This window comes from Rhizobium sp. SYY.PMSO, from assembly GCF_046840415.1.
Taxonomy (GTDB): Bacteria; Pseudomonadota; Alphaproteobacteria; order Rhizobiales; family Rhizobiaceae; genus Rhizobium.
On record NZ_CP177349.1, the window covers coordinates 97217 to 124113 of the forward strand.

The window sequence follows — 26897 nt, forward strand, 5'->3', positions numbered from 1 at the left end:
CTGCATGACACGGAATTATGTCAGCCGCGCAACTCCTTGCGCAGGATCTTGCCGACATTCGATTTCGGCAGCTCGGTACGGAATTCGATGAAGCGCGGACGCTTGTAATTGGTCAGGTTCGCGGCGCAATGAGCCTTGACGTCGGCCTCGCTCAGGGCCGGGTCCTTCTTGACGATGAAGAGCTTCACCGCCTCGCCGGAATGCGGATCGGGCACGCCGATCGCCGCCGCCTCCAGAACGCCCGGATGCATGACGGCGACTTCCTCGATCTCGTTCGGATAGACGTTGAAGCCCGACACCAGGATCATGTCCTTCTTGCGGTCGACGATCTTGGTGTAGCCGCGCTCATCCATGAAGCCCATGTCGCCGCTGCGGAAGAAGCCGTCCGGCGTCATCACGCGCGCGGTTTCGGCCGGCTGCTTCCAGTAGCCGGCCATGACTTGCGGTCCACGGATGCAGATCTCGCCGACCTCGCCGAGAGGCAGCGACTTGCCGTTCTCGTCGCGGATGTCGAATTCGGTACTCGTGATCGGCAGGCCGATCGTGCCGGAGAATTCGGAGCTGTCGAAGCGGTTGGCGCTTGCGACCGGCGAGGTCTCGGAAAGGCCGTAGCCTTCGGTGATCCAGGCCCCCGTCATCTTCTGCCAGCGCTCGGCGACCGGCCGCTGTACCGCCATACCGCCGGCAAGCGTTGCGGTGTTGGACAGGTCGAGCTTGCTGAAATCGGGATTGTTCATCAATGCGTTGAACAGCGTGTTCAGGCCGGGGAACATGTCGAACTTGTACTTGCCCAGTTCCTTGATGAAGCCCGGAATATCGCGCGGGTTGGCGATGAGGACATTATGGCCGCCGAGCGACATGCCCATCAGCGAATTCACCGTCAGCGCGAAGATGTGATAGAGCGGCAGCGCGCAGACGAAGGTCAGCTGTTCGGGGCGCGGCTTGCTGATATAGGCGGATTGCAGCCAGAGCAGCAGTTGCTGCTGGTTGGCGAGCAGGTTGGAATGGGTGAGGATCGCACCCTTGGCAACGCCGGTCGTGCCGCCCGTATATTGCAGGAAGGCGATATCGCTGCCGGTAAGCCCGGCCGGCTTCAGCGGCAGGCGGGCTCCTTCGCCCAGAACGCTCTTGAAGCCGCGGTGGCCGGGAATGGACCAGGCCGGCACCAGCTTCTTCACCTTGCGAACGATGAAGTTGACGATGTGGCCCTTGATGCCGAGCATGTCGCCGAGCGCGGTGACGACGACATGGCGCACATCCGTATGTGCCAGAACCTGCTCCACCGTATGGGCGAAATTCTCGAGCACGAAGATCGCCTTGGCGCCGCAATCGCGGAGCTGGTGCTCGAGTTCGCGCGGCGTGTAGAGCGGATTGACGTTGACGACGACGAGGCCGGCGCGGAGGATGCCGTAAACGGTGATCGGATTTTGCAGCACGTTCGGCATCATGACGGCGACACGGTCGCCCTTCTGAAGGCCGAGGCTCTGCAGCCAGGCGGCGATTTTTCGCGTCTGCGTGTCGAGATCGCGATAGGTGATGGATTTGCCCATGCTGGTGAAGGCAAGCCTGTCGGCATAGCGCGCGCAGCTTTCCTCCAGCAGTTCGACGAGGGATGCGTGCTCCAGCGGCGGCAGTTCGGCCGGTACGATATCCGGATAGGAAGCAAGCCAAATCTTCTTGACTTGCGGTCTATCCGAAGGAGCGGAGACTGAATTCATGCGCACTTCCTCCTTGACGCACCATCACCACGCCCCGCCGTTTGAGCGGCGGATATGTAAACTGTCACTGCCCGATCGAAAAGTCTCCCGCTTTTCGCATCGCTGCAGCCATTGCTCTCAACTAAATCATCGAAGCATGGCAAATGCTACAATAACCTTGACGTAAACGTCAATAATCGGCGGCCGCTCACGTTTTTTTACAGTTTTGAAAAAAATGCTGGAACTTTTGCGATAACGGAGCGTTAATAGGTCCATGGGCGTAGACCCATCGGAGCATCGTGCTGCCCCAAAGAGCAGGTCGGACGCTCCTTGGTTTATGTGACGCGTATCCAAAAGGAGGTGCGCATATGCATAAAGAGAGTGCCGATTTTTCGGGTCGTGACCTTTACATCAAGGATATGTCGATGCTGGTCGCCTGCGACCGGGTCGAAGGATCCAGGGTATTCGGTTCGGACGGCAAGCAGATTGGTCATATCGAGCGCCTGATGCTTGAGAAAAGCGACGGACGCATCGCTTTCGTCATTCTGAGCTTCGGCGGCTTTTTCGGCATCGGCCAGGATCACTACCGGCTGCCATGGGAAAAGCTGCGCTACGATGCACGCATCGACGGCTATCGCGTCAGCATGACCAAGAACGACATTGAAAAAGCCCGACGTTTCGCCAGCAAGGACGAACCCGACCATAGTCATGGCCACAAGACCCATGATTATTTCGGCGTGCCGCCCTATTGGATGTGAGCGCGCTGAGGGAGCCGATGCGGTAAGCCCCGCCGGTGCGGGGCTATGCTTTGTCAGGCGCTATAGAAACCGCCCGTGCCTTTGTACGACCTCGATCTTGTAGCCATCGGGGTCGGTCACGAAGAAGAGCAGCGCGAAGAGCTTCCCATCTCGATTGAGCTCGACGATCTTGCCGGGATTGAGTCCCAGTTCCGTCATGCGCGCATGCTCGTCCCGCAGTTCGGTAACGGAGACCGCGAGGTGGCCATACGCTTCCCCCTGCGCATAGGGCTCCACGCGGCCCTGGTTGACGGTCAGCTCCAGTTCGAAGCCCGTCTCGGCATTGTTGAGATAGATCAGCGTGAAGGTGTCGAAGACGATGCGGTCGGCCACCTTCAGCCCGAAAGCTCTATCGTAGAATTCGGTCGAGCGCGCCTCATCGAGCACGCGGATCATCGAGTGAATCATCTTGGCCATCGGCGCCTCCATCGATCGGTCTGGACATGTCAGCCGAAGCCAATGCCATTGCCGGTCGATCAAGGCAAGCAAGCGCATCGAAAATAGCATGGCCCGCCTTCAGGCGCGGATCGGAGGTTTCTGAATTTCGATCGATCTGCTTAACTCCCCGGCACCCGGCTTTGCGACCGAAGGGGGAGAAACCATGTACTACGCCATTTTGGCCTATCATGAGGAAGATATCGTGGAATCCTGGAGCGAGGAGGAGGATGCCGCGCTCATGAGCGAGTTGCTCGAAATCAATGACCGCATGGTCGCGCAGAAGTCGTTGGGACCGGCTGCGCGGCTAGGCTCGACCCGGAATGCCGTCACGTTGCGGGGGAGGGGCGTGGGAATGGTCGTCGACGGCCCGTTTGCCGAAACCAAGGAGCAGTTGCTCGGCTTCTACGTCGTCGATTTTCCAACGATGGAAGGAGCAGTGGCGGCGGCGCGCGAGTTGCGCCGCGCCAATCCTACCGCCGTTTACGAAATCAGGCCGATCTCGCTTTACGTGCCCGGCGCGTCCCTGCCTTCCGGCGAGGGCAATTGACCGCTTCATCCATGCCGCCGGCCATGCGCGGCGGCGAGGACCGCCCATTTCAATGGGATTGGAGGCCGATCTTGCTGGTGACGGACCGCTCGATCATCTCCATGCCGTCATAGATCAGCACGGCCATCAGGCCGACGATCAGGCCGCCTTGCAGGATGAAGGCGGTGTTGTCGTTGATCAGCCCGGCGATGATGACCTCGCCCAGCCCCTTGGCGGCGACGGTCGAGCCGATCGTCGCCGTGCCGATATTGATGACGGTCGCGATCTTCAGCCCCTCGATGATCAAAGGCAGGGCGAGCGGCAGCTCGACGCGGAACAGGCGCTGCCAGCCATTCATGCCCATGCCGTCGGCGGCGTCGAGCACGGAGGGCGGCACCTGCTGCAGCCCCGCAACCGTGTTTTCGAAGATCGGCAGCAGGGCGTAGAGGAAAAGCGCGATAAATGTCGGCACGGCGCCGAAGCCGGTGGTGGAAATGGCAAGCGCCAGTACCGCAACGGGAGGAAAGGTCTGGCCGGCATTGGCGATCGCTCGCGTCAGCGGCAGGAAATCGGCCCCGACAGGCCGCGTGACGAAGATGCCGCCGAGCACCGCCAGAATGGCGCTGGCGACGACCGAGACGAGGATCAGCTCGAGATGGCTGAGCGCCAGGCTCGGCAGGCTGTTTTGCGTATAGATCGGCGACGCCCCGAATTTGGTCAGCGGCGCGAGGATGGGTGTCAGCCACTCCGGCCGGAACAGCATCACCAGCAGCAGCGCCAGCGCGAGAAGGCGGAAGAGATTGGCGGCGAAAAATCTCATGCCTTGCGGCCCAGCTCGATCAGGTGCCGGATCGAGATCGAGCCGACGGGCACCTTGCGTTCGTCTTCGACCGTTGCCTCGTCCGCGCCCTGCCAGATCAGTTCGGCCAATGCATCGCGCAGGTTGAGCGTCTGCGGCAGGCTATAGCCCAGGCCCGGTTGCGGCGGCTGCATGCTCTCCTTCAGCGGCAGCAGCGACATCAGTTTCAAGGCGCGGTCGGAGGTGCCGGTCAGCTGCTGCACGAAGGGATCGGCCGGCTCCGTCAGGATCTTTTCGGGCTCCGAGCACTGCAGCAGCTTGCCGCCGCTCATGACCGCGATCCTGTCGCCGAGATGGAAGGCCTCGTCCATGTCGTGGGTGACGAGGATGACCGTGGTGCCGAACTGCTTCTGGATCGCCAGAAGGTCGTCCTGGGCCTTGCCGCGAATAACGGGATCGAGCGCGCCGAAGGGCTCGTCCATCAGCAGCACTTCCGGTTCTGCGGCGAGCGCGCGCGCCACGCCGACGCGCTGCTGCTGGCCGCCGGAAAGCTGGCTCGGATATTTGCCGGCAAAGGTGCCGGGATCGAGATGAAAGAGATTGAGGAGTTCTTCGACACGTTGGCCGATGCGGGCCTTTTCCCAGCCGAGAAGCTCGGGGACGGTGGCGATATTCTGCGCCACGGTGCGATGCGGAAACAGGCCGTGCCCCTGGATGGCATAGCCGATGCGGCGGCGAAGCTCGGTAGCCTGCACGCTCATGATATCCTCGCCGTCGACGGAGATATGTCCCTCGGTGATCGGCACCAGCCGGTTGATCATCCGCATCAGGGTCGATTTGCCGGAGCCGGACGTGCCCACGATGACGGTGATCGTGCCCTTCTCCATGCTCATGCTGACGTCGTCGACCACGGTGGCGCTGCCATAGCGCTTGGTGACGCCCTTGAGCTCGATCATGTTGGTCATGCGCGTTGTCCCCGGATGCTGTCGATGACCGCATCGAGGATGACGGCCGACGAGAAGGCGAGAAAGACCGTCGGCACCGCGCCGAGCAGCACAAGGTCGTTGGCCGTCTGGCCGATGCCCTGGAAGATGAAGAGACCGAAGCCGCCGCCGCCGATGAGCGCGGCGACCGTCACGAGGCCGATCGCCTGCACCAGGACGATGCGGATGCCGGTCAGGATCACCGGAAAGGCAAGCGGCAGATCGATGCCGGTCAGGATCTGCCTGCGCGTCAGGCCCATGCCTGCGGCCGCATCGCGCACGGAAGGGTCGACGCCGGCAAGACCCACGACCGTATTGGCGACGATCGGCAGCAGCGAATAGATCACCAGCGCCACCAGCGCCGGGGCCACGCCGATGCCCTGGACGCCGATCGCGGCGGCAAGCGGCACATGCGCGGCGATATAGCCGAGCGGCAGCATCAGGATGCCGAACAGCGCCAGGCTCGGAATGGTCTGCACCAGGCTCAGCGCCCGCAGCACCACGGCGCGGGTGCGCGGGTGCCAGTAACAGAAGATGCCGAGCGGCAGTGCAAGCACGATGGCGATGGCGACGGAGCCGAGGGACAAAAACACATGGCCGAGCGCCTCGTGCCAGAACTTGTCGGCGTTGTTGGCGTATTCCTTCATGATCGACAGGTTGTCGAGCAGGCCGGAGCGCAGCACGATCACGAGCAAGGCAGCATAAAGCGCCAGCGCCGCGACCCTCAGCCAGGGCGTCAGGCGCAGCTTCACCAGTGCATCAGAGATCATCAGGCCGACCACGGCAAGCAGCACCCAGAAGCAGCCGCCGGGCGTAATGCGCGCCACCGTGCTGCCTGCCGGCGTCGCCGCCGTCGAAACCAGCCCGAGCGTGACGATGAGCGCGGCGATCGCAAGCGTGGCGATGCCGAGGCGGACGATCTGGTTGCGCAGGAAAAGTGCGGCAAGCGCCGCCGCCGCCAGAAGGACGAGCAGGGTCAGGGCCGCCGGCTGGCCGAGAAGCTGTGTGAGCAATTGCGGCTTGCCGGCAGCGATGCGGTTTGCCTTGACGATGATGAACGGCATCGAGGCCGTTGCCAGCGCGCCGCCCGCCACCAGCACCACTCCGAGACGGTCCACTCTGCGGACCGCTAGCGCATCTTCCATCAGGCAAGCTCCGTCAGCGCATGAGCCCAAGAATTGAGGCAGGTTCGGACAAGATCATGCCCATTCGAATGCCCTGCGGCTCCACTCTATCAAAATGGAGCCGCAAGAGCAGCGGCAAAGCCTTACTTCAGGAAGCCGTTGTCCTTGAGGTAGGATTCGGCAACAGCCTTGGCCGGCTCGCCATCGACCTGAATGCGGCCGTTCAGCTTGCGCAGCACGTCGGCGGTCAGGCCCTTGAAGATCGGAGCCAGGACCTCCTCGATCTTCGGGTTGGCCTTCAGCACGGCCTCGCGGATGATCGGCGTCGGGGCGTAGACCGGCTGCACGCTCTTGTCGTCTTCGAGCACGGTCAGTTCGGCGGCTTCGATGGCGCCGTCCGTGCCGTAGACCATCGCCGTATTGACGCCGTTGGTCTGGTCGGCGGCAGCCTTGATCGTCGCCGCCGTATCGCCGCCCGAGAGCACCACTTCCTGATCCGGCTTCATCTTGAAGCTATAGGTGGTCTCGAAGGCCGGCAGTGCGGCCGGGGAGTTGACGAATTCGGAAGAGGCCGCAAGCTTGACCGGACCGCCGCCGGAAACCCATTTGCCGAAATCGGACATGGTCTTGAGGTTGGCCGGTCCGGCGACATCGCTGCGCACGGCGATCGCCCAGGTGTTGTTGGCGGGCGAAGGCGTCAGCCAGACGATCTTGTTGGCGTCATAGTCGAGCTTCTTGGCCAGATCGTAGCCCTGTTGCAAGTTCTTCCAGGCCGCATCGTCGGCCTTGTTGAAGAAGAAGCCGGCATTGCCGGTATATTCGGCATAGATGTCGATCTCGCCGGCGGTAATCGCCTTGCGCAGCACCGGTGTCGTGCCGAGCGCGATGCGATCCTGCGCCTTGATGCCGTTGGCATTGAGCGCGGCGAGGATGATGTTGCCGAGCAGCGTGCCTTCGGTATCGATCTTGGAGGAGACGACGACGTCGGCGGCGCTGGCGCCACTGGCGAGGAAGGCCGTCAGCGTGGCGGCAAGTGCGAGCTTCTTAAGCATGTTGTTTCCCTTTGTACCCCGTTAAACCTTTGTTCCGCCTGTCCGTGCCGCCTTCAGGCGCAGTCCGGACAGGCAAGCTTCGAGCGGGCCGCGGCCCACTGGCGAATTCGTGGCTGCTTTGGCCCGTATCGCACATCGCGGAAAAGTCGATGCCGCTTCGGATTCCCGTTGCAGTCGCGCGATTATGACGAGCGTACTCGACATTCGCGCGAAATTGGATTTCTTTTTTCGGGGGCAAGTGCGTTTGTTTTTGTTCCCCTTACCCGTTTGGCGCTGTTCCGATCTCATTTTTACGTGGATCGGTTAGGCGACAAAGAGACGATAGCCGCCGCATTTCGGCTTAGGGATATCTTTTTTCGAGAACACGTCATATCGTCCGGATATCGTTGATATTGCTGCGGCCGCGTCAGGCCACATGCTGTGGGCAAAAGGGAATTGCGGTTTGTATCTCGGCGCATTGTTCATAGCCGACATGGTGTTCTCCGTCGGCTCCGTGCGCGAAACCGCGCGCCGGCTCTCTTTTTCCGCCTCGACCGTCTCCAGTGCCCTGCGCCGGCTTGAAACAGAGCTTGCCCTGAAGCTTGTCGAGCGCGCTTCCGGCGAGCTTGCGACCCTGCTTGCAAGTTCGAAGGTGCAGAAGGGGCTTCAGCCCATTCTCGGCTGCATCCGCCAGCTTTCCCGCCTGATGAAGGAGCCGCCCACGCCGCAGGGCTATGACCAATGGGCCGCGCGCCTGCCATTGAAGATCGCCACCATCGAACGCTTCCTCGAAGTCGCCGACCAGGGCAGCATCAATCGCGCCGCCCGCCGCCTGCGGCTGGGTCAGCCGCAGCTTTCGCTGCAGATCGCCAATCTGGAGGAATTGTTCGGCTGTCGCCTGTTCGAACGCCAGGCACAGGGCTCGGTGCTGACGGAGGCCGGTCAGGAGGTTCACGCCATTCTCGCCGCCATCGCGCAGGCCTGGGACGAAATGAAAGCGGCGGCGGACGAGCGCTTTCAGCGAACCGCCCGCGCCGTGCGTATCGGGTCGATCATTCCGACCGGCTCGGAAAGCTGGGTTGCGCGCTCGCTGGCAAGCCTGGTGTCGCGCTGGAACATCGGCGGCAACCGCAACATGCTTTCGCTGCTGTTGATGACCGCCGACGATCTGCGCGAAGCGCTCCGGTCCGGCCGCATCGATGTCGCCATCGTCGATTCCGTCTTCGGCCTCGACGCTTTCGAGCATATGGAGCTGGTGGCGACCGATATGGTGGCGATCGCCCCGCTGGACAGCACGGAGCAGACGCTGGCCGCGCTCGTGGAAAATCACCCGCTCTGCGTGCCGAGCCCGCGCACCGGCATCGGCAACGCCGCCACTGCCTTCGGCTACGACAGCCGCGATCGCCGCAAGTTCCGCGGTCGCGACATCACGTCCGCCGATTCCCTGCCCGTCATCGTCGATCTCGTCGCCAATCACGGCTATGTCTCGTTTCTCGGCCGTGTCAGCGCTTTGCCGATCGCCGACAAGGTCCGCATCGTCGATCCGGACGAGATGCTGCCGCTGTCGTACCATCTCGCCCATAATGGCCGCAAAGCCTCGGTCGACGCCTGCCGGCTGATCCAGCAGGCGGTGCGCGAACTGGTGAGCGATATGGCTGTATCGCGAAAGCGCCTTCCATCCCGCGGCTAGCGGAACCATTGCGCGATATTCGCGTTAAGGTAGGTTAAGTCGGTCGAGGCGTACGCAGCCGGGGGGCGCGTTCGGCATCCAAGGAGACCATGAATGAAAATACTGGCAACGGCGCTCGTCGCACTCGGCATTCTCGCTTTACCGGCTACCTATGCCGAGGCACGCGATCATCATCATCACCGCTGGCATCACCATCGCCCGGTGGTGAGGCATCATCACTACCACCATTACTATCACCATCACTATTATCATGGTTGGCGCCATGGACCACACCATCATCGCTGGCACAGCCAGCCGCATTTCTCGCATAATTGACGGCGGACAGGCGTGAAAAACGGTGCCCCAGGCACCGTTTTTTTGTCTATGCGATTGGCGGGACTTCTCGTTTGTGCCGGTAGCGTCGGGTCGAGCCGGTCAGCCGCACGGCGGGTGGCTCGTGAACGGGCGGGCCGATGAAACGATTTCGGGAAGGCGTCCGACGACCCCGCATCGCTCGCGGAACTATCGAGGGCGCAACCGCGTTTATCATATGGTCCGGACGACGCGAATGATCCGAGTCGCGTTTGCGTCCGGCGTTCAAGGAGGCTGGAAATGAAAATTCTGGCAACGGCGCTCATTACGCTCGGTATGCTTGCGCTGCCGGCGACCTATGCGGAGGCGCGACCTCACCATGGACATCATCACCGCGTGATCGTCCATCGGCATCATCACTATCATCATTATTATCGCCACCATTATTATCGGCCATACTATGGCTATTATCGCCCATATTACGGCTATTACGCCCCCTATTATGGCTACTACCAACCCTACTATTCCTTCGGCTGGATCGGCGGCTTCGGCGGATATCGCCACTATCATCACGGCTGGTATGGCGGGCGCAGGTACTATGGCGGCGGATACCACGGCTGGCACCATGGATGGCACGGCGGCGGGCATTGGAGATATCGCAGCCAGCCGCATTTCTCGCACAACTGACCATATCGGCCGATAGCAAAACGGCGCCTCATGGCGCCGCTTCCCGAAAGCCTGATGCACTCAGTTCATGCCGGCTTGAGGACGTGAACGGCACGATCCGCCATCAGATGCTCCACCTTCTTGCCATAGGCGGCCATATGCGCGGACGCCGCATGAGCCTTCAACGCTTCCATGCTTTCCCATTTCTCGACCACGACGAACGTGTCTGGCCCAAAGGCCGGAGCGGCGCCATCGACATCGACGACGGCGGTATATTCGATGCAGCCGTCCTCGGCATGAACGGCCGGAACATTCGCCTGGAAGGCTTCGAGCACTTCGGCGCGCTTGCCGGGCAGGGCTGTGAGGATGGCGAGAACGTGAATCATGAGAGTATCCTTGAAACGATAGACAAGATGGATGAAAAACGACGGGTGCGCGCCGGTCGCGCGGCCGGCTTCCACCATTATCACGGAATGCGGCGAACCGAACGCCGAGCGTCCGATTTATCGGCCGCTCGCCGAAACCCAGCAAGATTGGCCGGCTTCACATCCGGTTGATGTATTTCGGATCGAGCGATCCGCTCAGCAGATGTCCCACCGCAAGCAGGTTGCCCTGCAGGCGGCCACGCCGGTCTATATAGGGCGGCGGCTTGAGCGAACCGACGAGGTTCGAGGCGATGTTGCCGCCCATCAGCTTGAGCGCCCATTTCAGCGAAACGGAGCGCTTCCTGACGAGATAGAGCGGATTGGCCACCTGCGAGTATCCCAGGCGCAGGCCGGATGTGCGGCCGGTCTTGACGCCCAGATGGACGCCGCGCAGGCGATTGAACTTGACGAGCTTGCCATAGGGGCGCAGCCGCCGGCACAGGTCGACATCCTCCTGCCAGGCGTAGAGCGGCAGATCCTCGTCGAAATAGATCCGGTTGGCCAGCAGCGGCCTCAGGCGGAAAATCATGTTGCAGCCATAGGCGTTGTGGGCCGCTTCGATGATTGCGGCGGGATCGGCGCCGGCATCGGCGGCCAGCGCCTCGTCCGCTTCTTCCACGCTCAGGCCAGGCCCGAGAATGCCGTCGCGGATGACCTCGCCTGTCGCGACGACAATCTCTTCGTCGGCTTCGAGCAGCGCTTCGGTCTCGGCAAGATAATTTGCCGCCGGAAAGAAGTCGTCGTCAAAGAAGACCAGCACGTCCATGCCGGCGGCCGCATCGATGATCGCGTTGCGCTGCGGGCAGCTTCCCTGCGGCGAGGAGACCACGGTCACAGGAAACGGCGCCGCGTTCAAGCGCGCCATATCGATATCGTCGGCCTTGGCCGGGCAGAGGAAAAGATGATCCGGCTTGCGCGCCTGTCTGGCCAGCCTGTCGATCATGGAGGCCAGGATCGCCTTTCGCCCGCATGTCGCCACCCCAACGGCAATCTTCATGGTGCATCCCCCCGAATGTTATTCTGAGATGCACAAAACCATCGAAATCTGAATCTTTGGTTGTATTTATCGCGTGCATTCAACGGATCACGCGTGAAGGCCGAATGTCGAGCGCGCCGCATGCGCATGCGTGGGGCGGCCTCTATCGAGTTCGGGGTGCCGCATGTCGGCACCCCGAGGCAGTTTCAACCGCAGGCTACCGCGTTATTTTGCCCACCGGCCTTCGTACTTGAACTCGGGTGCCGTCTTGAGCTCGTCTTTCGTGGCGGCCATCGTTGCGGTCCACTTCTTGTCCGCTTCACTGTAAGTAACTTTCACGGAAGCCGGCGAAACGATCACATATCGTTCGCCCATGCCAAGGAAGCCGCCGACGGAAACGATGTAGCCGGCCAGTTGGCCGTTGGAGATAATCAGGTCCTTAATCTCCCCGATATTCTCCTTGTCGCCGTTTTGAATGTTCAGGCCGATGAGATTGTAGCTCAGAATGTCGGTCGGCTTCGCCGTCAGGAACATATCGGCTATGGTCGTCGTGGCGGTGGCGGTTTGAGCGCTTGCGGCCGTTGCAAGCGCAGCAGTTGCAGCCAGGGCGAGAAGTAAACGGCGCATAGATTTCTCCTAATATATTGATTATGTTGTTTTTATCAACGTAAGTAAAATGCTTGAGCGGGAGAAATGTTTCGCCGCCTGGAAAATAATTATTGAGCCGATTTCTCTTGCAGGTAGCAGGGGCGGGCACAATCAACAAAGACGCCGGCGCATGGCCGGCGTCCTGGATTCGCCATGTCTGACATGAAGCCGTGTCTGACATGAAGTTGTCGCGAAGGTCGATGGTTAGTCCGACAGCTTGCCGACCACCAGCCCGGCAAAGAAGCCGAGCAGCGCGGTTCCCAGCAGTATGGAGCTGGTCGCGGTCGGATTGTCCCGCGCGGCCTGAACGACGTTTCGCCCTTCATATCGTGCCTGATCGGCAATGTCGGATACGGTCGTCTTGGCCGAAGAAATGGCTTCGTCGGCACGGCTCGATGCTGCGTCGAGCCTTTTCCCCAGATCCGCCGAAAGCTTGCTGATCTGATTGCGCAGTTCTTCGAGCTGAGCGTTGATATCCTTGTCCACCGAGACGTCGGCCATGATTTTCCCCTAACGGATAATACGAGTTTGCCTCTTAGGAACGGCCTTCGCCGATATTGGTTCCCTCAAGCTCGTGCAAGAAAGCGCCTCGCGCGCGTTAGCCGGCAAGGTCCCGGACGCGGGGCCAATCAGAGGAACCCGGACCTGTCGATTTATCAAGGGCTGGAGCAGGAGCCGATCGATGCGCCATGGAGGCACGGGATCGGCAAGCCGGATATCGGCCGATATATCGTGTTTTCAGGCGGCTTATTGGAAAGAATGGTGCCGCTTACGTGACTCGAACACGTGACCCCATCATTACGAATGATGTGCTCTACCAACTGAGCTAAAGCGGCATTCTGCAGGGCGTTCGGTTCGGCCCCGCGATTTGCATGGCGCTGATACAGTCTATGCGGTCAGATTTCAAGCACTCAAATCGCCAATCGGCAAAAAAGCCGGAAGCCTGTGAAAAAAGAGCTGTTTTTCAGCGGCGCTCAGAGCGCCAGCCGGGCGCGGGCCTGCCTGTATTCGGCCTCCAGCCTGTCGACGAGCGCGGCGACGGGCTGGATGGACTTGACGGCGCCGATGCCTTGGCCGGAGCCCCATATATCCTTCCAGGCTTTCACGCCTGTCGTGGCGGCCTCGAAATCCATCTTGGAGGGGTCCGCTTCGGGTAGCTTGTCCGGATCGAGACCGGCGGCGCGGATCGAGGGCTTGAGATAGTTCCCGTGGACGCCGGTGAAATAGTTGGAATAGACGATATCGGCAGCGGCCCCCTCGACGATCGCCTGTTTGTAGGCATCCGCCGCGCGGGCTTCCTGCGTCGCGATGAAGGGCGAGCCGATATAGGCGAGGTCGGCGCCGGCCGCCTGTGCCGCCAAAATGGCGCCGCCGGTGGCGATGGCGCCGGCAAGCAGCAGCGGTCCGTCGAACCATTCGCGGATTTCCTGGATGAGGGCGAAGGGCGACAGCTGGCCGGCATGGCCTCCGGCGCCCGCAGCCACAGCGATAAGGCCGTCGGCACCCTTGCGGATCGCCGAGTTGGCATGGCGGTTGTTGATGATGTCGTGCAGCACGATGCCGCCATAGGAATGCACGGCCGCATTCACCTCCGGCACCGCGCCGAGCGAGGAAATGACGATCGGCACCTTGTATTTCACGCATAGCGCCAGATCGTGCTCCAGGCGTCTGTTCGACGTATGGACGATCTGATTGACCGCAAACGGAGCCGCCGGCCGCTCGGGATTTGCGGTATTGTATGCGGCGAGGTCTTCGGTAATCATCGCCAGCCATTCGTCGAGCTGGCTTTCCGGGCGTGCGTTCAGCGCGGGGAAGGAGCCGACCACGCCGGCTTTGCATTGGGCCAGCGTCAGCGCGGGATGCGAGATGATGAAAAGCGGCGAAGCCACGACGGGCAGCCGCAGGCGCTCGGTCAGGATGGGGGGGAGGGCCATTGAACATCATCCCTTTTGACGTTTACGAAAACGTCAAAAGGGATAGCAGATGTCCGTGAAGAGGGGAAGTACCGGAAGACGCAGGCGGTAGCCATGGGCAGGGGTAGAATCCAGACAGTGGGCAATAGGCAATGGGCAGTAGGCAATGGGCAATAGTGCTTGACCGTGCCCACCCCGATATCCCTCTGCTGCCTACTGCCTACTGCCTACTGCCTACTGCCACCCCATTTGCGTCGTCTTTGTCGTTTATCCCCGCCCGAGTGCCCGCAACACTTGCCGGAGGCTTGCGTATTGCGAAACTGGGCGCTACCGAATCCGGTTAACGATTGATAAAACAGAGCTGTCCTGTCGATAGAGTACGCGAGCATGATGCGAGTGAGAATAAAGGATCTGATGTGAGCGGGTTAGAAACGGCTATCAGAAGCGCGTTGGATCGGTCCGATCGCGCCAATCCGGAAATCCGGGCTCGCATCTATCAATCGGCACGGCAGGCGCTTGAAGCCGGCCTCCGCAAGCAGGACATTACCGATAGCGAGGTCATCGCCGCCCAGCGTCAGCGGCTGGAAGCGACGATCCGCGAGATCGAGGCCGAGGAGCGGGCCCAGCTGGGGCAGGCGACGCCGGTTTCGCCGGAGATCGGCGCTCCGCATGTTTCTCCTGCCACATCCCGGCCGGAAGCCGTGCAGGCGGCGCCACGGCCGGAGCCGGCCGTGAACGTGCGCGGGGAGACACGCGATCCGCCGATGTCGGCGGGGGCCGCCGCTTCCGTCGAACCGGCGTTGGGCGAGCCGCAGCGAGGCGCGGGCGATTTCGGCGACATGCGGGCAGGCCCCGCCGATCATCTCGGTGCCGACAGCGATGTGCCGGTATCCGACGCTCGGGCTCCTGCGCGCTCGATGAACTTCAAGCCGGAACGCGCCGCCGTGCGCCGCAAGCCCCGCAAGTTTTTTTCGCGCCTTCTGATCTTCTGCATCCTGCTCGCCTTCCTGGGTGTCGGCGCATGGTGGATCAAGACCTCGGGCGTGTTCATGTCGGCGGCCCAGCGCGATACGAGCGTGCCCAATCCGCCGGCACATGTGGACTCGCAGGATTTCAGCGGCAATGGCGGCGATGACGATACCTCGGACGACGACGATAGCGGTCCCGTCAATCCGGGGCTGGCGACCATCGATCCGCAGAACAGCTTCTCCGAAGAATGGATCGAGATACTGAAGCCGACGGATGCGCCGAAGGTAACGACCGGCCCGCAATCGAAGGCTGAAAACGTATCGGAGAACGAAGGGCCGGCCGTGCGGCTGACCTCGCTCAGCAGCGGCCCGGACGGCAGCGGTTCGGTCGAGGTCCCGGTCAATGTGCTGCAGCAGATGTCGGGCAAGGCCTCGACGATCGCGCTGACATTGCAGTCCACCTCGGACGCGCCGACGCAGATCACGGTGGAATGCGACTTCGGCTCGCTCGGCCGCTGCGGCCGTCATCGCTTCACGGTCAGCCGCCAGAAGACGGATGCGCTGTTCCAGGTCCAGTTCGATCGATCCCTGGCGCCCACCAGCTCGGGCCACCTGATCATCAACAGCGATGTCGACGGCAAGGCCCGCGGCGTCAATCTCTATGCGATCCGCGTTCTGCCCGGGCAATGAGCCTGGGCGGAATACGGGTCTGAACGGAGCGGCGAAAAAGGGTGTGCCGCCGCCTGAACTCCTGCACCGTCAAGCGCTTTTCCCGGAATTGCTTCAGTTGAGAATATCCGATCCCATGCCGAGGATCTTCTCGTCGATCTTGCCGATGGCCTTCTTGTCCTTGCCGTCGTAATCGAGCGTCAGCAGAATATGCCGGATCAGGTTCAGGCGAGCGCGGCGCTTGTCGTTGGCGCGGATGACCGTCCAGGGCGCGTAATCGGTATGCGTCTCCTTCAGCATGCGGTCGCGCTTTTCGCTGTAGTCCTTCCATTTCGACAATGCGGCGATATCCATGGAGGAAAGCTTCCAGACGGCGCGGGGATCGTGCCGCCGGTCATGGAAACGCTTCAGCTGCATCTCCCGGCCGATATCGAGGTAGAATTTGAAGAAGTGGATGCCGTCCTGGACGATCAGCTTCTCCATCTGCGGCGCCTGCTTCAGGAACTGTTCGTATTGCTTCGGCGTGCAGAAGCCCATGACCGGCTCTACGCCGGCGCGGTTGTACCAGGAGCGGTCGAACAGCACGAATTCGCCCGCCGTCGGAAACTGGGCGACGTAGCGCTGGAAATACCATTGCCCGGCTTCGCGGTCCGTCGGCTTGGTCAGCGCGACGACTCGGGCCAGGCGAGGGTTCATATGGGCCGACGTCGCGGCAATGGAGCCGCCCTTGCCGGCGGCGTCGCGTCCTTCGAACAGCGCCATCACCCGCTTGCCCGTCGCCTGCAACCAGAACTGCACCTTGATGAGCTCGATCTGCAGCGCCTTCAGCTCATCCTGATAGTCGTTTTCCTTGAGCTTCTTCTTGTAGGGATAGCTGCCGGAGGTGAGGGCCTTCTCGTCGATCCAGGCCGGCAGAACCGGATCGTCGACATCGAATATGTGCTTCACGCCATGGATATCCAGCTCCACGCTGCGGCTTCCCGCTTCTTCTTCCATAGTCCGGCTCCTCGGCAGTTCATGCCCCGTTAACCCTGCCGCGTGGTCGCGGCAAAAAAGCTCATGAGGGAAACTGGAGCTTTTGTTCAATAGTTTCAAGCCCTTTGCCTGGCCCCTCTTTTGCCGGCTACATTTATTGTTGTCAGTAACGCGCTTCTGTGGATAGAGCCGAATACTTCTGTCATGAATCGCGGATAAGACGCGGAATCCAGCATTCCATGACGGCAGGCGAAGGGACGGGCGCAGTTGGAAGACGAATGGTCATTTCTCAGGAAATTGGCGGTGCGGCTGCGGCAGGAGAGCGCCGTTCTGATCCTGGCGACGCTGATCGCCGCGCTCGCACTCATCGAGGGCATCAATACCGGTGCCGTCGTCTGGATATGGGCCATCGTCGTGATCGTGACGCTGCTTCGCCGGCCGCTGGTGGAGCGGGTAGTGGTGCCCGCACGGGCCGAGCCGGCGTCCGTCGATCCGCAAGCCTTGCTCGGCACTGCTTTCGCGGGACTGGCGGCGCTCGATATGCCGGTGCTGATCATCGATCGCGAGGCCTCCGTGCTGGTGCAGAATGCCGCTGTCGAAAAGGCCTTCGGCGCTTTTCCGATCGGCGCCCATATCTCTTCGAAGCTGCGCTCGCCCGGCCTGCTCGACATGGTTCGCGAAACCATCGCCACCAACGCGCCGAACCAGATCGAACATTCCGAGCGCCTGCCTTCGGAGCGCGTCTACATCGTCCGCATCGCGCCCATCGACCTGCCGCAGGTCGGCAAGGAAGAGGATGCCCTTTTCGTGCTGTCGTTCCGCGACATATCTGAACTGCGCCATATCGACCGCATGCGCTCCGATTTCGTCGCCAATGCCAGCCATGAACTGCGCACGCCGCTCGCGTCGCTGCGCGGCTTCATCGAAACCATCCAGGGGCCTGCCAAGTCCGATGCGAAGGCTCAGCAGCGCTTCCTCGGCATCATGCTCGACCAGACGACGCGCATGAGCCGGCTGGTCGACGATCTTCTGTCGTTGTCCAGGCTGGAGCTGAAATCGCACATCGCGCCGGATCAGAAGGTCGATCTCGTTCCCTTGCTCGGCCATGTCCGCGACTCGCTGCTGCCGCTTGCCGGCGATCTCGACGTGACGATCAATCTGCATCTGCCGGCCGGCAAGGTCGAGGTGCTGGGCGATCGCGACGAACTCGTGCAGGTCTTCGAAAACCTGATCGAGAATGCCTGCAAGTACGGTCAGGAAGGCAAGGCGGTCGAGGTTTCGTTGCTGAACGAGCCGGGCCAGGCCGTCGAGGTCGTCGTCTCCGACAATGGGCCGGGGATTCCCGCAGAGCATGTGCCGCGCCTGACCGAGCGCTTCTATCGCGTTAACGTTGAAGACAGCCGTTCCAAGAAGGGAACCGGTCTCGGCCTGGCGATCGTCAAGCACATTTTGACCCGCCACCGCGCCAGGCTGATCGTCAAGTCCGAAGTCGGCAAGGGAACCGACTTTACGGTCCGCTTCTGAAAGCTGCGCGAGCCGCCTGTTTTCCCTTCAATTTATCCAAGCGATTTCAATTGGATAGACTGTCATAATTGTTTCACTCGCCTGACATAAAAGGACGGTGCTTTGGCCGGTAAGAAAGAAGCGCGGAAACGGGCGGATGCGCCGTTCGTCGTCGTGCTCTTAACGCCCGTCAGGGAGGATTCTTCATGAACGCGTTGAAATTGTCTATTCTCGCGCTGGTCGCATCGGCTGCCTTCGGTGGCGCCACGGTCGCCCGCGACCAGATTCAGATTTCCGGTTCTTCCACCGTGTTCCCCTATGCCAAGATCGTCGCCGAAAGCTTCGGCGAGACCTACACCAGCTTCAAGACGCCCATCGTCGAATCCGGCGGATCGGGCGCCGGCCTCAAGGAATTCTGCAAGGGCGTCGGCACCGATACCATCGACATCGCCAATGCCTCGCGGCCGATCAAGAGCAGCGAGGTCGATGCCTGCAAGGCGGCCGGCGTGACCGATATCCAGCAGGTCAAGATCGGCTATGACGGCATCGTCTTAGCCTTCGACAAAAGCAACCCGGACATCAAGTTCGTGCCTGCCGACCTCTACAAGGCGCTGGCCGCCGAGGTGGTGGTCGACGGCAAGCTCGTTGCCAATCCTTACAGGAAGTGGTCCGAGATCAATCCGTCCCTGCCGGATTTCGAGATAGCGGCCTATATTCCGGGTGAGAAGCACGGCACCCGCGAAGTCTTCGAGGAGAGGGTGCTTGCCGCCGGCTGCAAGGAGTCCGGCGCCCTCGATGTCATCAAGGCGACCTTCAAGGATGCCGACCAGCAGGTGAAGGCATGCATCGCCGTGCGCAAGGACGGTCTGGCCGTCGATATCGATGGCGACTATCCGGAGACGCTGGCGCGCATCAACGCCAACAAGCACGGCGTCGGGGTCTTCGGCCTGTATTTCTATCAGAACAACGCCGACAAGCTGAAGGTCGCCACGGTCGGCGGCATCGTGCCGTCGGGCCGGACGATCGCCGACGGCACCTATCCGGTGTCGCGACCGCTGTTTTTCTACGTCAAGAAGGCCCATCTGGGTGTCATCCCGGGGCTCAGGGACTATGTCGATTTCTTCACGAGCGATCAGATGATCGGGCCGGACAGCCCGTTGGCCGAATACGGCCTCGTGCCGGCGCCGGATTCTGAGCGCGACCAGATCCGCAAGGACGTCGCGGACGGGAAGATCATGTGAATGCGTAAGGTTTGAACGAGGGCGGAGCCTGTTGCTGCGCCGGCGTTCGCCGGGGAATGGGAATGAGTATATCGCTGCTGCTGTTGTGCCTGTCGGTCATCGGCGCCCTTGCATTCGTGCTGGGGCGGGCGAGAGCGGCTGTGCTGTCGGGCGGCAGGTCCTCGTCCATGCATTCCCGGCTCGGCTATCACGGCGCCTATGCCGCCATATGGGCTGTGCTTCCGGCGCTTGCACTGGTCTGCGTCTGGCTGATCGTCAGCCCGGAAATCATCGACCGCCTTGTCGTGAAGTCCTTTCCCGAGGAGGTGAAGTCCCTGCCGCCGGCCGAGCTTAATTTGAGCTATGGGATGGTGCGCAGCATTGCCCGCGGCATGCGCCTGCTCGGCAGCGGCGAGCTTGCCGAAGTGGCCGGCGGCACGGCCGACCTGCAATTGCTGCTGGCGCAAAAGGGCGTGCCGCTCGCCGTCCGCCCGACGGGCTACATGATCGATGCTGCCGACAGATATAACGACATGCGCGAAGTGAGCCGCATCGTGATGTCGGTGGCGGCGCTCGTCATATCGTTGTTGTGCGCAGCCTATGGCCTGCGTGTCATCGCTCCGCGGTTCCGCGCCCGCAACCGTGTCGAGCAGGTCATTCTCGGCGCTCTCATCGTCGCTTCGTCGATTGCGGTGCTGACGACAGTCGGGATCGTCGTTTCGATGCTTTCGGAAGCGGCGCGCTTCTTCAGCGTGGTCCCCGCCGGCGAGTTCTTTTTCGGCACCGTCTGGGACCCGCGCTTCGCCGCAGCCGGCGCTCAAACCTCCGGAACCTTCGGTCTCATCCCCCTGCTGGCCGGCACGATCTACATCGGCTTCGTCGCCATGCTCTTCGCCGTGCCCATCGGCTTGTTTGCCGCGATCTACATGGCCGAATATGCTTCCGCGCGCGTTCGCGCCATCGCCAAGCCGATGCTGGAGGTTCTCGCCGGTATTCCGACGATCGTCTATGGTTTCTTTGCTCTCGTCACCGTCGGGCCATTCCTCAGAGACCTATCGGCCGATATCGACGGCCTTCTGACCGGAAGCTATACCAGCTTCATCGAGGCGCAGAGCGTGCTGACGGCCGGCTTCGTCATGGGTGTCATGCTCATTCCTTACGTTTCCTCGCTGTCGGACGATATCATCATGGCCGTGCCACGCTCGCTTCGCGACGGCTCGCTCGGTCTCGGCGCCACGCGGTCCGAAACGGTCAAGCGCGTGCTGCTGCCGGCGGCCCTTCCCGGCATTGTCGGTGCGCTGCTCATGACGGCGTCGCGGGCGATCGGCGAAACCATGATCGTCGTGCTGGCCGCCGGCGTCGCCGCGCGCATGCAGTTCGATCCCTTCGAGCCGATGACGACCGTGACCGTCAAGATCGTCAATCAGCTGACCGGCGATCTCGAATTCACCTCGCCCCAGACGCTGGTGGCCTTTGCGCTCGGCATCACGCTGTTCTGCCTGACGCTGTGCCTGAACGTCTATGCCCTCTGCATCGTCCGCCGCTACAGGGAGCAATACGAATGAGCGGCATCGTATCCTCCCCGTCACGCAACATGCCGCGCGGCCTCATGCCGGGCGCGCCGGCGCGGCGCGATATCGGCATCAGGCGCCGTTATGCCGCCGAGCGCCGCTTTCGCGCCTACGGATTTACGGCCGTCATCTTCGGCCTTGTCTTTCTTGCCATCCTCGTCTCCACGGTCGTCCGCAACGGCTATTCCGCCTTCGTACAAACCTCGATCACCCTGCCGATCGAATTCACCGAGACGGTGATCGATCCGTCAGGCAAGCGCGCCGGCGATCCGAAGGTGCTGGTATCGGCCAATTACGCGGCACTGCTGCGCGATGCGCTGGTGAAAGCGCTGGAGATCGATCCCGGCAATCGTGCGCTTATTCGCGAGGCAACGGCCATGGTGTCGGACAGCGCCAGGATCGCGTTGCGCGACAAGGTCGCCGCCAACCCTTCGATCATCGGAACGACGCAGAACGTCACCTTCCTTGCCAGCGCCAACATCGACTCCGCCAACAAGGGGCAGATCGATCTGACCGTCGACGAAAAGGACCGCAAGGTATCCGACCGGCAGCTTGCCTGGATGAAGCGGCTTGGCGAAAGCGGCGCCCTGCACGAGGCGTTCAACAAGGGCCTCTTCCTGTCGGGCAATTCGAGCCGGCCCGAGGCCGCCGGCCTTGGCGTTGCACTGATCGGCTCGCTCTATCTGATGCTGACCGTGCTCGTGCTCGCCCTGCCGGTCGGCGTCGCCGCTTCGATCTACCTGGAGGAATTCGCGCCGAGGAACCGGCTGACGGATCTGATCGAGGTCAACATCAACAATCTCGCCGCCGTGCCGTCGATCGTCTACGGCCTGCTCGGCCTCTCGGTGTTCATCAACATGATGGGCCTGCCGCGCTCGGCATCGCTGGTCGGCGGGCTGGTGCTGAGCCTGATGACGCTGCCGATGATCATCATTGCCACGCGCTCGGCGTTGCGGGCCGTGCCGCCGTCGATCCGCAGCGCCGCGCTCGGCCTCGGTGCGTCGCGCATGCAGGTGGTGTTCCATCACGTCCTGCCGCTCGCCATGCCGGGCATCCTGACGGGCACCATCCTCGGGCTTGCCCATGCGCTCGGGGAGACGGCGCCGCTGCTTCTGATCGGCATGGTTGCCTTCGTCTCCAACTATCCGGCATCGCCCCTCGATCCTTCGACGGCGCTGCCGGTGCAGATCTACATGTGGGCGAGCGAGGCAGAGCGGGCCTTCGTCGAAAGAACCTCCGGGGCCATCATCGTCCTGCTCTTCTTCCTCGTCGCGATGAACATCGGCGCGATCCTGCTGCGCCGCCGTTTCGAACGGCGCTGGTAGGGGAGGGCCGGGAAATGAACATGATGACGGAAGCCGCGAGCGAAAGAGCATTGACCAGAAAGATGAAGACGATCCCTTACAAGATGATCGGCCAGGACGTTTCGGTCTTTTACGGCGACAAGCGCGCTCTCTTCGACGTCAATCTCAGGATCCGCGTCAATACGGTGACGGCGCTGATCGGCCCTTCCGGCTGCGGCAAGTCCACCTTCCTGCGCTGCCTCAACCGCATGAACGATACGATCGAGACCTGCCGCGTCACCGGCAGGATCACGCTCGACGATCAGGACGTCTACGACGACAGCATCGACGTGGTGGAACTGCGCGCCCGCGTCGGCATGGTCTTTCAAAAGCCCAACCCGTTTCCGAAGTCGATCTATGAGAATGTCGCCTACGGTCCGCGCATCCATGGCCTGCACGCATCCAAGGCCGATCTCGATCACATCGTCGAAACCAGCCTGCAGAAGGCGGGCCTCTGGGGCGAGGTGAAGGACAGGCTCCACGATGCCGGCACGAGCCTTTCGGGCGGCCAGCAGCAGCGCCTGTGCATCGCCCGCGCCGTTGCCGTCAGCCCGGAGGTCATCCTGATGGACGAGCCATGCTCGGCCCTCGATCCGATCGCAACCGCAAAGGTCGAAGATCTCATCCACGAGCTGCGGGAAAACTTCACGATCGTCATCGTGACGCATTCCATGCAGCAGGCAGCCCGCGTTTCGCAACGCACCGCAATGTTCCATCTCGGCCATCTGGTTGAGGAGAACGACACCGATAAAATGTTCACCAATCCCGACGATTACCGCACGCAGGATTACATCATGGGCCGTTTTGGTTGATGATGCTGCGCGCGCGGCTCCTTTCACACAGTTCACCTTGAGGATAGAAAAATGGTCTCCACCCACATTCTCTCTGCCTATGACGAAGACCTGAAGTTCCTGACGCGCCGCATTGCGGAAATGGGCGGCCTTGCCGAGCAGATGGTCAGCGACAGCGTACGCGCTTTGGTCAACAGCGACGCGGCCCTTGCCCAGAAGGTCATCTCCGACGATGTCATTCTCGACCATGCCGAACGCGAAATCGGCGATAAGGCGATCGTCACCATCGCGCGCCGTCAGCCGATGGCGGCCGACCTGCGCGAAATCATGGGCTCGATCCGCATCGCCTCCGATCTGGAGCGCGTCGGCGACCTTGGCAAGAACACGGCCAAGCGCGTCATCGCCGTGCAGGGCACCGGCGTTCCGCGCCGTCTCGCCCGCGGTATCGAGCATCTCTCCGAACTGGCACTGAGCCAGCTGAAGGAAGTTCTGGACGTCTATGCGACCCGTTCGCCGGACAAGGCCGTGTCGATCCGCGAACGCGACGAGGAAATCGACGCCATGTATACCTCGCTCTTCCGCGAGATGCTGACCTACATGATGGAAGATCCGCGCAACATCACCACCTGCACGCATCTTCTCTTCTGCGCGAAGAACATCGAGCGCATCGGCGACCATGCCACCAACATTGCCGAGACGATCTATTATATGGCGACCGGCGCCCAGCCCGAAGGCGAGCGGCCGAAGGACGACACGGCCAACACCGTCGGCGCGGTGACGGAATAATCTGGAAGCGAAGAAAGGAGACCACAGGCGCATGGTTCCGAGAGTTGCTGTTGTAGAAGACGAGGAAGCGCTCAGCGTTCTGCTGCGCTACAATCTCGAAGCCGAAGGCTTCGAGGTCGATACGATCCTCAGAGGCGATGAGGCAGAGCTGCGTCTCCAGGAGCGCATCCCCGATCTTCTGATCCTCGACTGGATGCTCCCCGGCGTGTCCGGCATCGAGCTCTGCCGCCGGCTGCGCATGCGGCCGGAGACGGAGCGGCTGCCGATCATCATGCTCACGGCCCGCGGCGAGGAGAGCGAGCGCGTGCGCGGCCTTTCCACCGGCGCGGACGATTACGTCGTCAAGCCGTTCTCGACGCCGGAGCTGATGGCCCGCGTCAAGGCGATGCTGCGGCGCGCCCGCCCGGAGGTCCTCTCCACGGTGCTGCGTTGCGGCGATATCGAGCTGGACCGCGAAACCCATCGCGTCCACCGCAAGAGCCGCGAAGTGCGGCTGGGGCCGACGGAGTTCCGCCTGCTGGAATTCCTGATGTCCTCGCCGGGCCGCGTCTTCTCGCGCTCGCAGCTGCTGGACGGCGTGTGGGGGCACGATATCTATGTCGACGAACGCACGGTCGACGTCCATGTCGGCCGCCTGCGCAAGGCGCTCAATTTTTCCAACATGCAGGATGTCATCCGCACCGTTCGCGGCGCGGGCTATTCCATGGAAGCCTGAGCGGCAAGGCTGCTCGGGCATCGACATCGACATGCGGCGGAAATAGAAAACGGGCCCCGAGGGGCCCGTTTCTCTTTGAATTTGCTTATAGCTTTCAGCCGTTGTTGCGCCGGCGATCATGCACTGGCTGGTAGGCCATGCGCTGGTGATAGGTGCAGTAAGGCGAGGAATCCGGGCTGTCGTTGCCGCAGAAGTGGAAATCGTCCTTCAGCGGATCGCCGACCGGCCACTTGCAGGTGCGCTCCGTCAGCTCCGTCAGGCCGAGGCGGCGGGAGATCGGAACGACGACGTTCGATGCCGGACGATATTGGATTTCGTTGACTGAATCGACCTCGACCTCTTCCTTCAGCATGGTTGCGCCCTGCTGGCGGGTAACCACGGTGCGGGTTGCCACGCGCGAGCCGAAGCTGGCAGGGCGCGGTGCCGTGGCGCTGCGCTTCGGGGTGCGCGCTGCAGTTGCCGTGCCACCGGCCTTTGCCCGGCCCGGGAGGTTCAGGCGATGTACCTTGCCGATGACGGCATTACGGCTCACGCCACCAAGCTGCGCCGCGATCTGGCTGGCGCTCAACCCTTCGGACCATAGCTTTTTCAGCTTCTCGACGCGTTCGTCTGTCCAATTCATGCCCTGTCTCCGCTGTCGCGTTTCCGATGGCAGAATCCCTCACCATTGCCTCGCATGGTAACAAGGCGCGAAACGCTCTAAAATTGTGGTGACTAGTTCCGCCGCATGCAGTCTAGCAATTGGTTTTTAACCTAGTGTGAGGCTGACTCCGTGACAAGAGTCGCGGGAATCTTGAGGAATCGATTTCTAGGTTTTCCCCAACTTGCTGTCCGGGCGTGGCATTTCTGCAATAGGCGCCGTCGAACCCATCTCTTTTGCCCGCAAGCGCTTTCTCGCACCTGCTAAAGCGCCAGTTTTGTTGACATCGCGGTGCAAAACATCAATAGTGCCCGAGCCGCCGCAAGGCGGCATTTTTGATTTTTTCGGACCCGTTTCATCAAACGGAAGCGATTGGTCCTTAAAGTTGTGATCGAGGAGACATGGCCATGGCCGAGACCACGCCGCTTTATGACACCTATATGCGTGCTCCGCTGCGGTTCGAGCGAGGCGAGGGCGTCTGGCTGATTACCGAAAACGGCGAGCGCTATCTCGATTTCGCAGCCGGCGTGGCGGTCAATTCGCTCGGTCATGCGCATCCTCACCTCGTCTCGGAACTGAAGGCGCAGGCCGACAAGGTCTGGCATCTCTCCAACCTCTACGAAGTGCCCGGCCAGGAGAAGCTGTCGAAGCGGCTGACGGAAGCGACCTTCGCCGACAAGGTGTTCTTCACCAACTCCGGCGCCGAGGCGCTGGAATGCGCCATCAAGACGGCGCGGCGCTATCATTTCGCCAAGGGGCATCCGGAAAAGTTCCACATCATCACCTTCGAAGGCGCCTTCCACGGCCGCACTATCGCGACCATCGCCGCCGGCGGTCAGGAAAAATACATCGAGGGCTTCGGTCCGAAGGCGCCGGGCTTCGATCAGGTGCCGTTCGGCGACCTCGATGCCGTGCGCGCAGCCATCACCGATGCGACGGCCGGAATCCTGGTCGAGCCGGTGCAGGGCGAAGGCGGCATTCGCCCGGCGACCAACGAGTTCCTGCGCGGTCTCCGCCAGATCTGCGACGAGCATGGCCTGCTTTTGATCCTCGACGAGGTGCAATGCGGCGTCGGCCGCACCGGCAAGCTCTTTGCCCATGAGTGGGCCGGCATCAAGCCTGACATCATGGCCGTCGCCAAGGGTATCGGCGGCGGTTTTCCGCTCGGCGCGTGCCTTGCGACGGCGGAAGCCGCCTCGGGCATGAAGGCCGGCACGCACGGGTCGACCTATGGCGGCAATCCGCTCGCCATGGCGGTCGGCAACGCGGTGCTCGATATCGTTCTGGCCGACGGCTTCCTGGAACATGTGCGCGATATCGCGCTGGTCTTCCGCCAGGGCCTCGCCTCGCTCAAGGATCGTTTCCCCGACATCGTCGAGGATGTTCGCGGCGAGGGCTTGATGCTCGGCGTCAAGGCGGCCATTCCGCAGGCGGAGCTGCTGCAGGCGATCCGCGCCGAGCATCTGCTTGGCGTGCCGGCCGGCGACAACGTCATCCGTCTGCTGCCGCCGCTGGTCGTCACGGCGGAGGAAGCACGCGAAGGCATTGCCCGCCTCGAGCGCGCCGCCGAGCGCGTACGCGCCGCCCGCACCAAGAAATCGGCTTAAGTTTACCGCCCGCAATTTGGGGCGGTTGCTGCGCCGCGCGCCGAGACGACGCGCAAAGGACGCAGTAACATTTAGGAATCGCATAAGCTTTCCTAAAAACGGTGC

General features: G+C 61.9%; 27 protein-coding genes and 1 tRNA gene. 14 read left to right on the plus strand and 14 right to left on the minus strand.

Going from position 1 to position 26897, the window contains the following annotated elements; translation table 11 throughout:
* Nucleotides 1-20: 20 nt before the first annotated feature.
* Entirely contained in the window at nt 21-1718 is a 1698-nt protein-coding gene (locus ACJJVH_RS00485; protein WP_112800941.1) for a long-chain fatty acid--CoA ligase, read from the minus strand.
* A 347-nt stretch (nt 1719-2065) separates the two neighbouring features.
* Between ACJJVH_RS00485 and ACJJVH_RS00490 the strand changes: the two genes are divergently transcribed.
* Nucleotides 2066-2455, plus strand: a complete 390-nt coding sequence (locus ACJJVH_RS00490) for a PRC-barrel domain-containing protein (RefSeq protein WP_112800939.1) — start codon at nt 2066-2068, stop codon at nt 2453-2455.
* Between the two features lie 60 nt (nt 2456-2515).
* Here ACJJVH_RS00490 and ACJJVH_RS00495 read toward each other — a convergent pair whose 3' ends face one another.
* Nucleotides 2516-2911: a VOC family protein gene (locus tag ACJJVH_RS00495; RefSeq protein ID WP_412064525.1), complete on the minus strand. Its 396-nt coding sequence runs from the start codon at nt 2909-2911 to the stop codon at nt 2516-2518.
* Between the two features lie 184 nt (nt 2912-3095).
* Between ACJJVH_RS00495 and ACJJVH_RS00500 the strand changes: the two genes are divergently transcribed.
* Complete coding sequence (locus ACJJVH_RS00500) at nt 3096-3479, plus strand: YciI family protein (RefSeq protein WP_113359340.1); 384 nt, start codon at nt 3096-3098, stop codon at nt 3477-3479.
* Between the two features lie 49 nt (nt 3480-3528).
* Here the strand turns inward: ACJJVH_RS00500 and ACJJVH_RS00505 are convergent, their stop codons facing one another.
* The 4 genes from ACJJVH_RS00505 to ACJJVH_RS00520 all read right to left on the minus strand — a co-directional run bounded on the left by ACJJVH_RS00505 (nt 3529) and on the right by ACJJVH_RS00520 (nt 7416).
* The gene (locus ACJJVH_RS00505; protein WP_112800935.1) at nt 3529-4278 is read right to left on the minus strand and encodes an ABC transporter permease; all 750 of its coding nucleotides are present in this window, start codon (nt 4276-4278) and stop codon (nt 3529-3531) included.
* Nucleotides 4275-5222, minus strand: coding sequence for an ABC transporter ATP-binding protein (locus tag ACJJVH_RS00510; RefSeq protein ID WP_412064526.1), 948 nt, complete (start codon nt 5220-5222; stop codon nt 4275-4277). The genes ACJJVH_RS00505 and ACJJVH_RS00510 overlap by 4 nt, the downstream gene beginning before the upstream one ends.
* Nucleotides 5219-6385, minus strand: a complete 1167-nt coding sequence (locus ACJJVH_RS00515) for an ABC transporter permease (protein ID WP_113423038.1) — start codon at nt 6383-6385, stop codon at nt 5219-5221. The genes ACJJVH_RS00510 and ACJJVH_RS00515 overlap by 4 nt, the downstream gene beginning before the upstream one ends.
* A 122-nt stretch (nt 6386-6507) precedes the next feature.
* Nucleotides 6508-7416 (minus strand): ABC transporter substrate-binding protein, encoded by a 909-nt coding sequence (locus tag ACJJVH_RS00520; RefSeq protein ID WP_112800929.1) that lies wholly within the window; start codon nt 7414-7416, stop codon nt 6508-6510.
* A gap of 442 nt (nt 7417-7858) precedes the next feature.
* Between ACJJVH_RS00520 and ACJJVH_RS00525 the strand changes: the two genes are divergently transcribed.
* The 3 genes from ACJJVH_RS00525 (at nt 7859) to ACJJVH_RS00535 (ending at nt 10063) form a co-directional block, all read left to right on the plus strand.
* Entirely contained in the window at nt 7859-9085 is a 1227-nt protein-coding gene (locus ACJJVH_RS00525) for a LysR family transcriptional regulator (RefSeq protein ID WP_112800928.1), read from the plus strand.
* 93 nt (nt 9086-9178) lie between these two features.
* Nucleotides 9179-9400 carry a hypothetical protein gene (locus ACJJVH_RS00530; protein WP_412064527.1) on the plus strand — a complete coding sequence of 74 codons (222 nt, stop codon included), beginning with the start codon at nt 9179-9181 and terminating at the stop codon, nt 9398-9400.
* A 276-nt stretch (nt 9401-9676) separates the two neighbouring features.
* Nucleotides 9677-10063: a hypothetical protein gene (locus ACJJVH_RS00535; RefSeq protein WP_412064528.1), complete on the plus strand. Its 387-nt coding sequence runs from the start codon at nt 9677-9679 to the stop codon at nt 10061-10063.
* A gap of 65 nt (nt 10064-10128) precedes the next feature.
* Here ACJJVH_RS00535 and ACJJVH_RS00540 read toward each other — a convergent pair whose 3' ends face one another.
* From ACJJVH_RS00540 to ACJJVH_RS00565, 6 genes are all read right to left on the minus strand, one after another.
* On the minus strand, nt 10129-10428 hold the full coding sequence (locus tag ACJJVH_RS00540; protein WP_113359794.1) for a putative quinol monooxygenase: 300 nt from the start codon (nt 10426-10428) through the stop codon (nt 10129-10131).
* 157 nt (nt 10429-10585) lie between these two features.
* Nucleotides 10586-11464 (minus strand): glycosyltransferase family 2 protein, encoded by an 879-nt coding sequence (locus tag ACJJVH_RS00545; RefSeq protein ID WP_412064529.1) that lies wholly within the window; start codon nt 11462-11464, stop codon nt 10586-10588.
* Nucleotides 11465-11668: 204 nt separating this feature from the next.
* Nucleotides 11669-12070 carry a PRC-barrel domain-containing protein gene (locus tag ACJJVH_RS00550; protein ID WP_113385416.1) on the minus strand — a complete coding sequence of 134 codons (402 nt, stop codon included), beginning with the start codon at nt 12068-12070 and terminating at the stop codon, nt 11669-11671.
* Between the two features lie 225 nt (nt 12071-12295).
* Complete coding sequence (locus ACJJVH_RS00555; protein ID WP_112800922.1) at nt 12296-12592, minus strand: hypothetical protein; 297 nt, start codon at nt 12590-12592, stop codon at nt 12296-12298.
* A gap of 259 nt (nt 12593-12851) precedes the next feature.
* Nucleotides 12852-12927, minus strand: a tRNA-Thr gene (locus ACJJVH_RS00560).
* A 138-nt stretch (nt 12928-13065) separates the two neighbouring features.
* Nucleotides 13066-14025 carry an NAD(P)H-dependent flavin oxidoreductase gene (locus ACJJVH_RS00565; RefSeq protein ID WP_412064530.1) on the minus strand — a complete coding sequence of 320 codons (960 nt, stop codon included), beginning with the start codon at nt 14023-14025 and terminating at the stop codon, nt 13066-13068.
* Between the two features lie 395 nt (nt 14026-14420).
* Between ACJJVH_RS00565 and ACJJVH_RS00570 the strand changes: the two genes are divergently transcribed.
* The gene (locus ACJJVH_RS00570) at nt 14421-15662 is read left to right on the plus strand and encodes a hypothetical protein (protein WP_412064531.1); all 1242 of its coding nucleotides are present in this window, start codon (nt 14421-14423) and stop codon (nt 15660-15662) included.
* A 93-nt stretch (nt 15663-15755) separates the two neighbouring features.
* Here ACJJVH_RS00570 and ppk2 read toward each other — a convergent pair whose 3' ends face one another.
* Nucleotides 15756-16637 (minus strand): polyphosphate kinase 2, encoded by an 882-nt coding sequence (ppk2, locus tag ACJJVH_RS00575; RefSeq protein ID WP_113359351.1) that lies wholly within the window; start codon nt 16635-16637, stop codon nt 15756-15758.
* A gap of 276 nt (nt 16638-16913) precedes the next feature.
* Here ppk2 and phoR point away from each other — a divergent pair, with 276 nt between their 5' ends.
* The 7 genes from phoR to phoB all read left to right on the plus strand — a co-directional run bounded on the left by phoR (nt 16914) and on the right by phoB (nt 24545).
* On the plus strand, nt 16914-18140 hold the full coding sequence (gene phoR / locus ACJJVH_RS00580; protein WP_412065198.1) for a phosphate regulon sensor histidine kinase PhoR: 1227 nt from the start codon (nt 16914-16916) through the stop codon (nt 18138-18140).
* Nucleotides 18141-18325: 185 nt separating this feature from the next.
* Nucleotides 18326-19360 carry a substrate-binding domain-containing protein gene (locus tag ACJJVH_RS00585; RefSeq protein ID WP_412064532.1) on the plus strand — a complete coding sequence of 345 codons (1035 nt, stop codon included), beginning with the start codon at nt 18326-18328 and terminating at the stop codon, nt 19358-19360.
* A 62-nt stretch (nt 19361-19422) separates the two neighbouring features.
* Nucleotides 19423-20904: a phosphate ABC transporter permease subunit PstC gene (gene pstC / locus ACJJVH_RS00590; RefSeq protein ID WP_113392393.1), complete on the plus strand. Its 1482-nt coding sequence runs from the start codon at nt 19423-19425 to the stop codon at nt 20902-20904.
* Nucleotides 20901-22235, plus strand: coding sequence for a phosphate ABC transporter permease PstA (pstA, locus tag ACJJVH_RS00595; protein ID WP_412064533.1), 1335 nt, complete (start codon nt 20901-20903; stop codon nt 22233-22235). The genes pstC and pstA overlap by 4 nt, the downstream gene beginning before the upstream one ends.
* A 14-nt stretch (nt 22236-22249) precedes the next feature.
* Entirely contained in the window at nt 22250-23065 is an 816-nt protein-coding gene (gene pstB, locus ACJJVH_RS00600) for a phosphate ABC transporter ATP-binding protein PstB (RefSeq protein WP_412064534.1), read from the plus strand.
* 51 nt (nt 23066-23116) lie between these two features.
* A complete protein-coding gene (gene phoU, locus ACJJVH_RS00605; protein ID WP_112800906.1) occupies nt 23117-23830 on the plus strand; it encodes a phosphate signaling complex protein PhoU in 714 nt (237 codons plus the stop codon).
* Nucleotides 23831-23861: 31 nt separating this feature from the next.
* Entirely contained in the window at nt 23862-24545 is a 684-nt protein-coding gene (gene phoB / locus ACJJVH_RS00610; RefSeq protein WP_004128368.1) for a phosphate regulon transcriptional regulator PhoB, read from the plus strand.
* 94 nt (nt 24546-24639) lie between these two features.
* Here phoB and ACJJVH_RS00615 read toward each other — a convergent pair whose 3' ends face one another.
* A complete protein-coding gene (locus ACJJVH_RS00615; RefSeq protein ID WP_412064535.1) occupies nt 24640-25167 on the minus strand; it encodes a GcrA family cell cycle regulator in 528 nt (175 codons plus the stop codon).
* 425 nt (nt 25168-25592) lie between these two features.
* On the opposite strand from ACJJVH_RS00615, the gene ACJJVH_RS00620 reads away from it, so the two are divergent.
* Complete coding sequence (locus ACJJVH_RS00620; RefSeq protein WP_113372038.1) at nt 25593-26792, plus strand: aspartate aminotransferase family protein; 1200 nt, start codon at nt 25593-25595, stop codon at nt 26790-26792.
* Nucleotides 26793-26897: the final 105 nt, after the last annotated feature.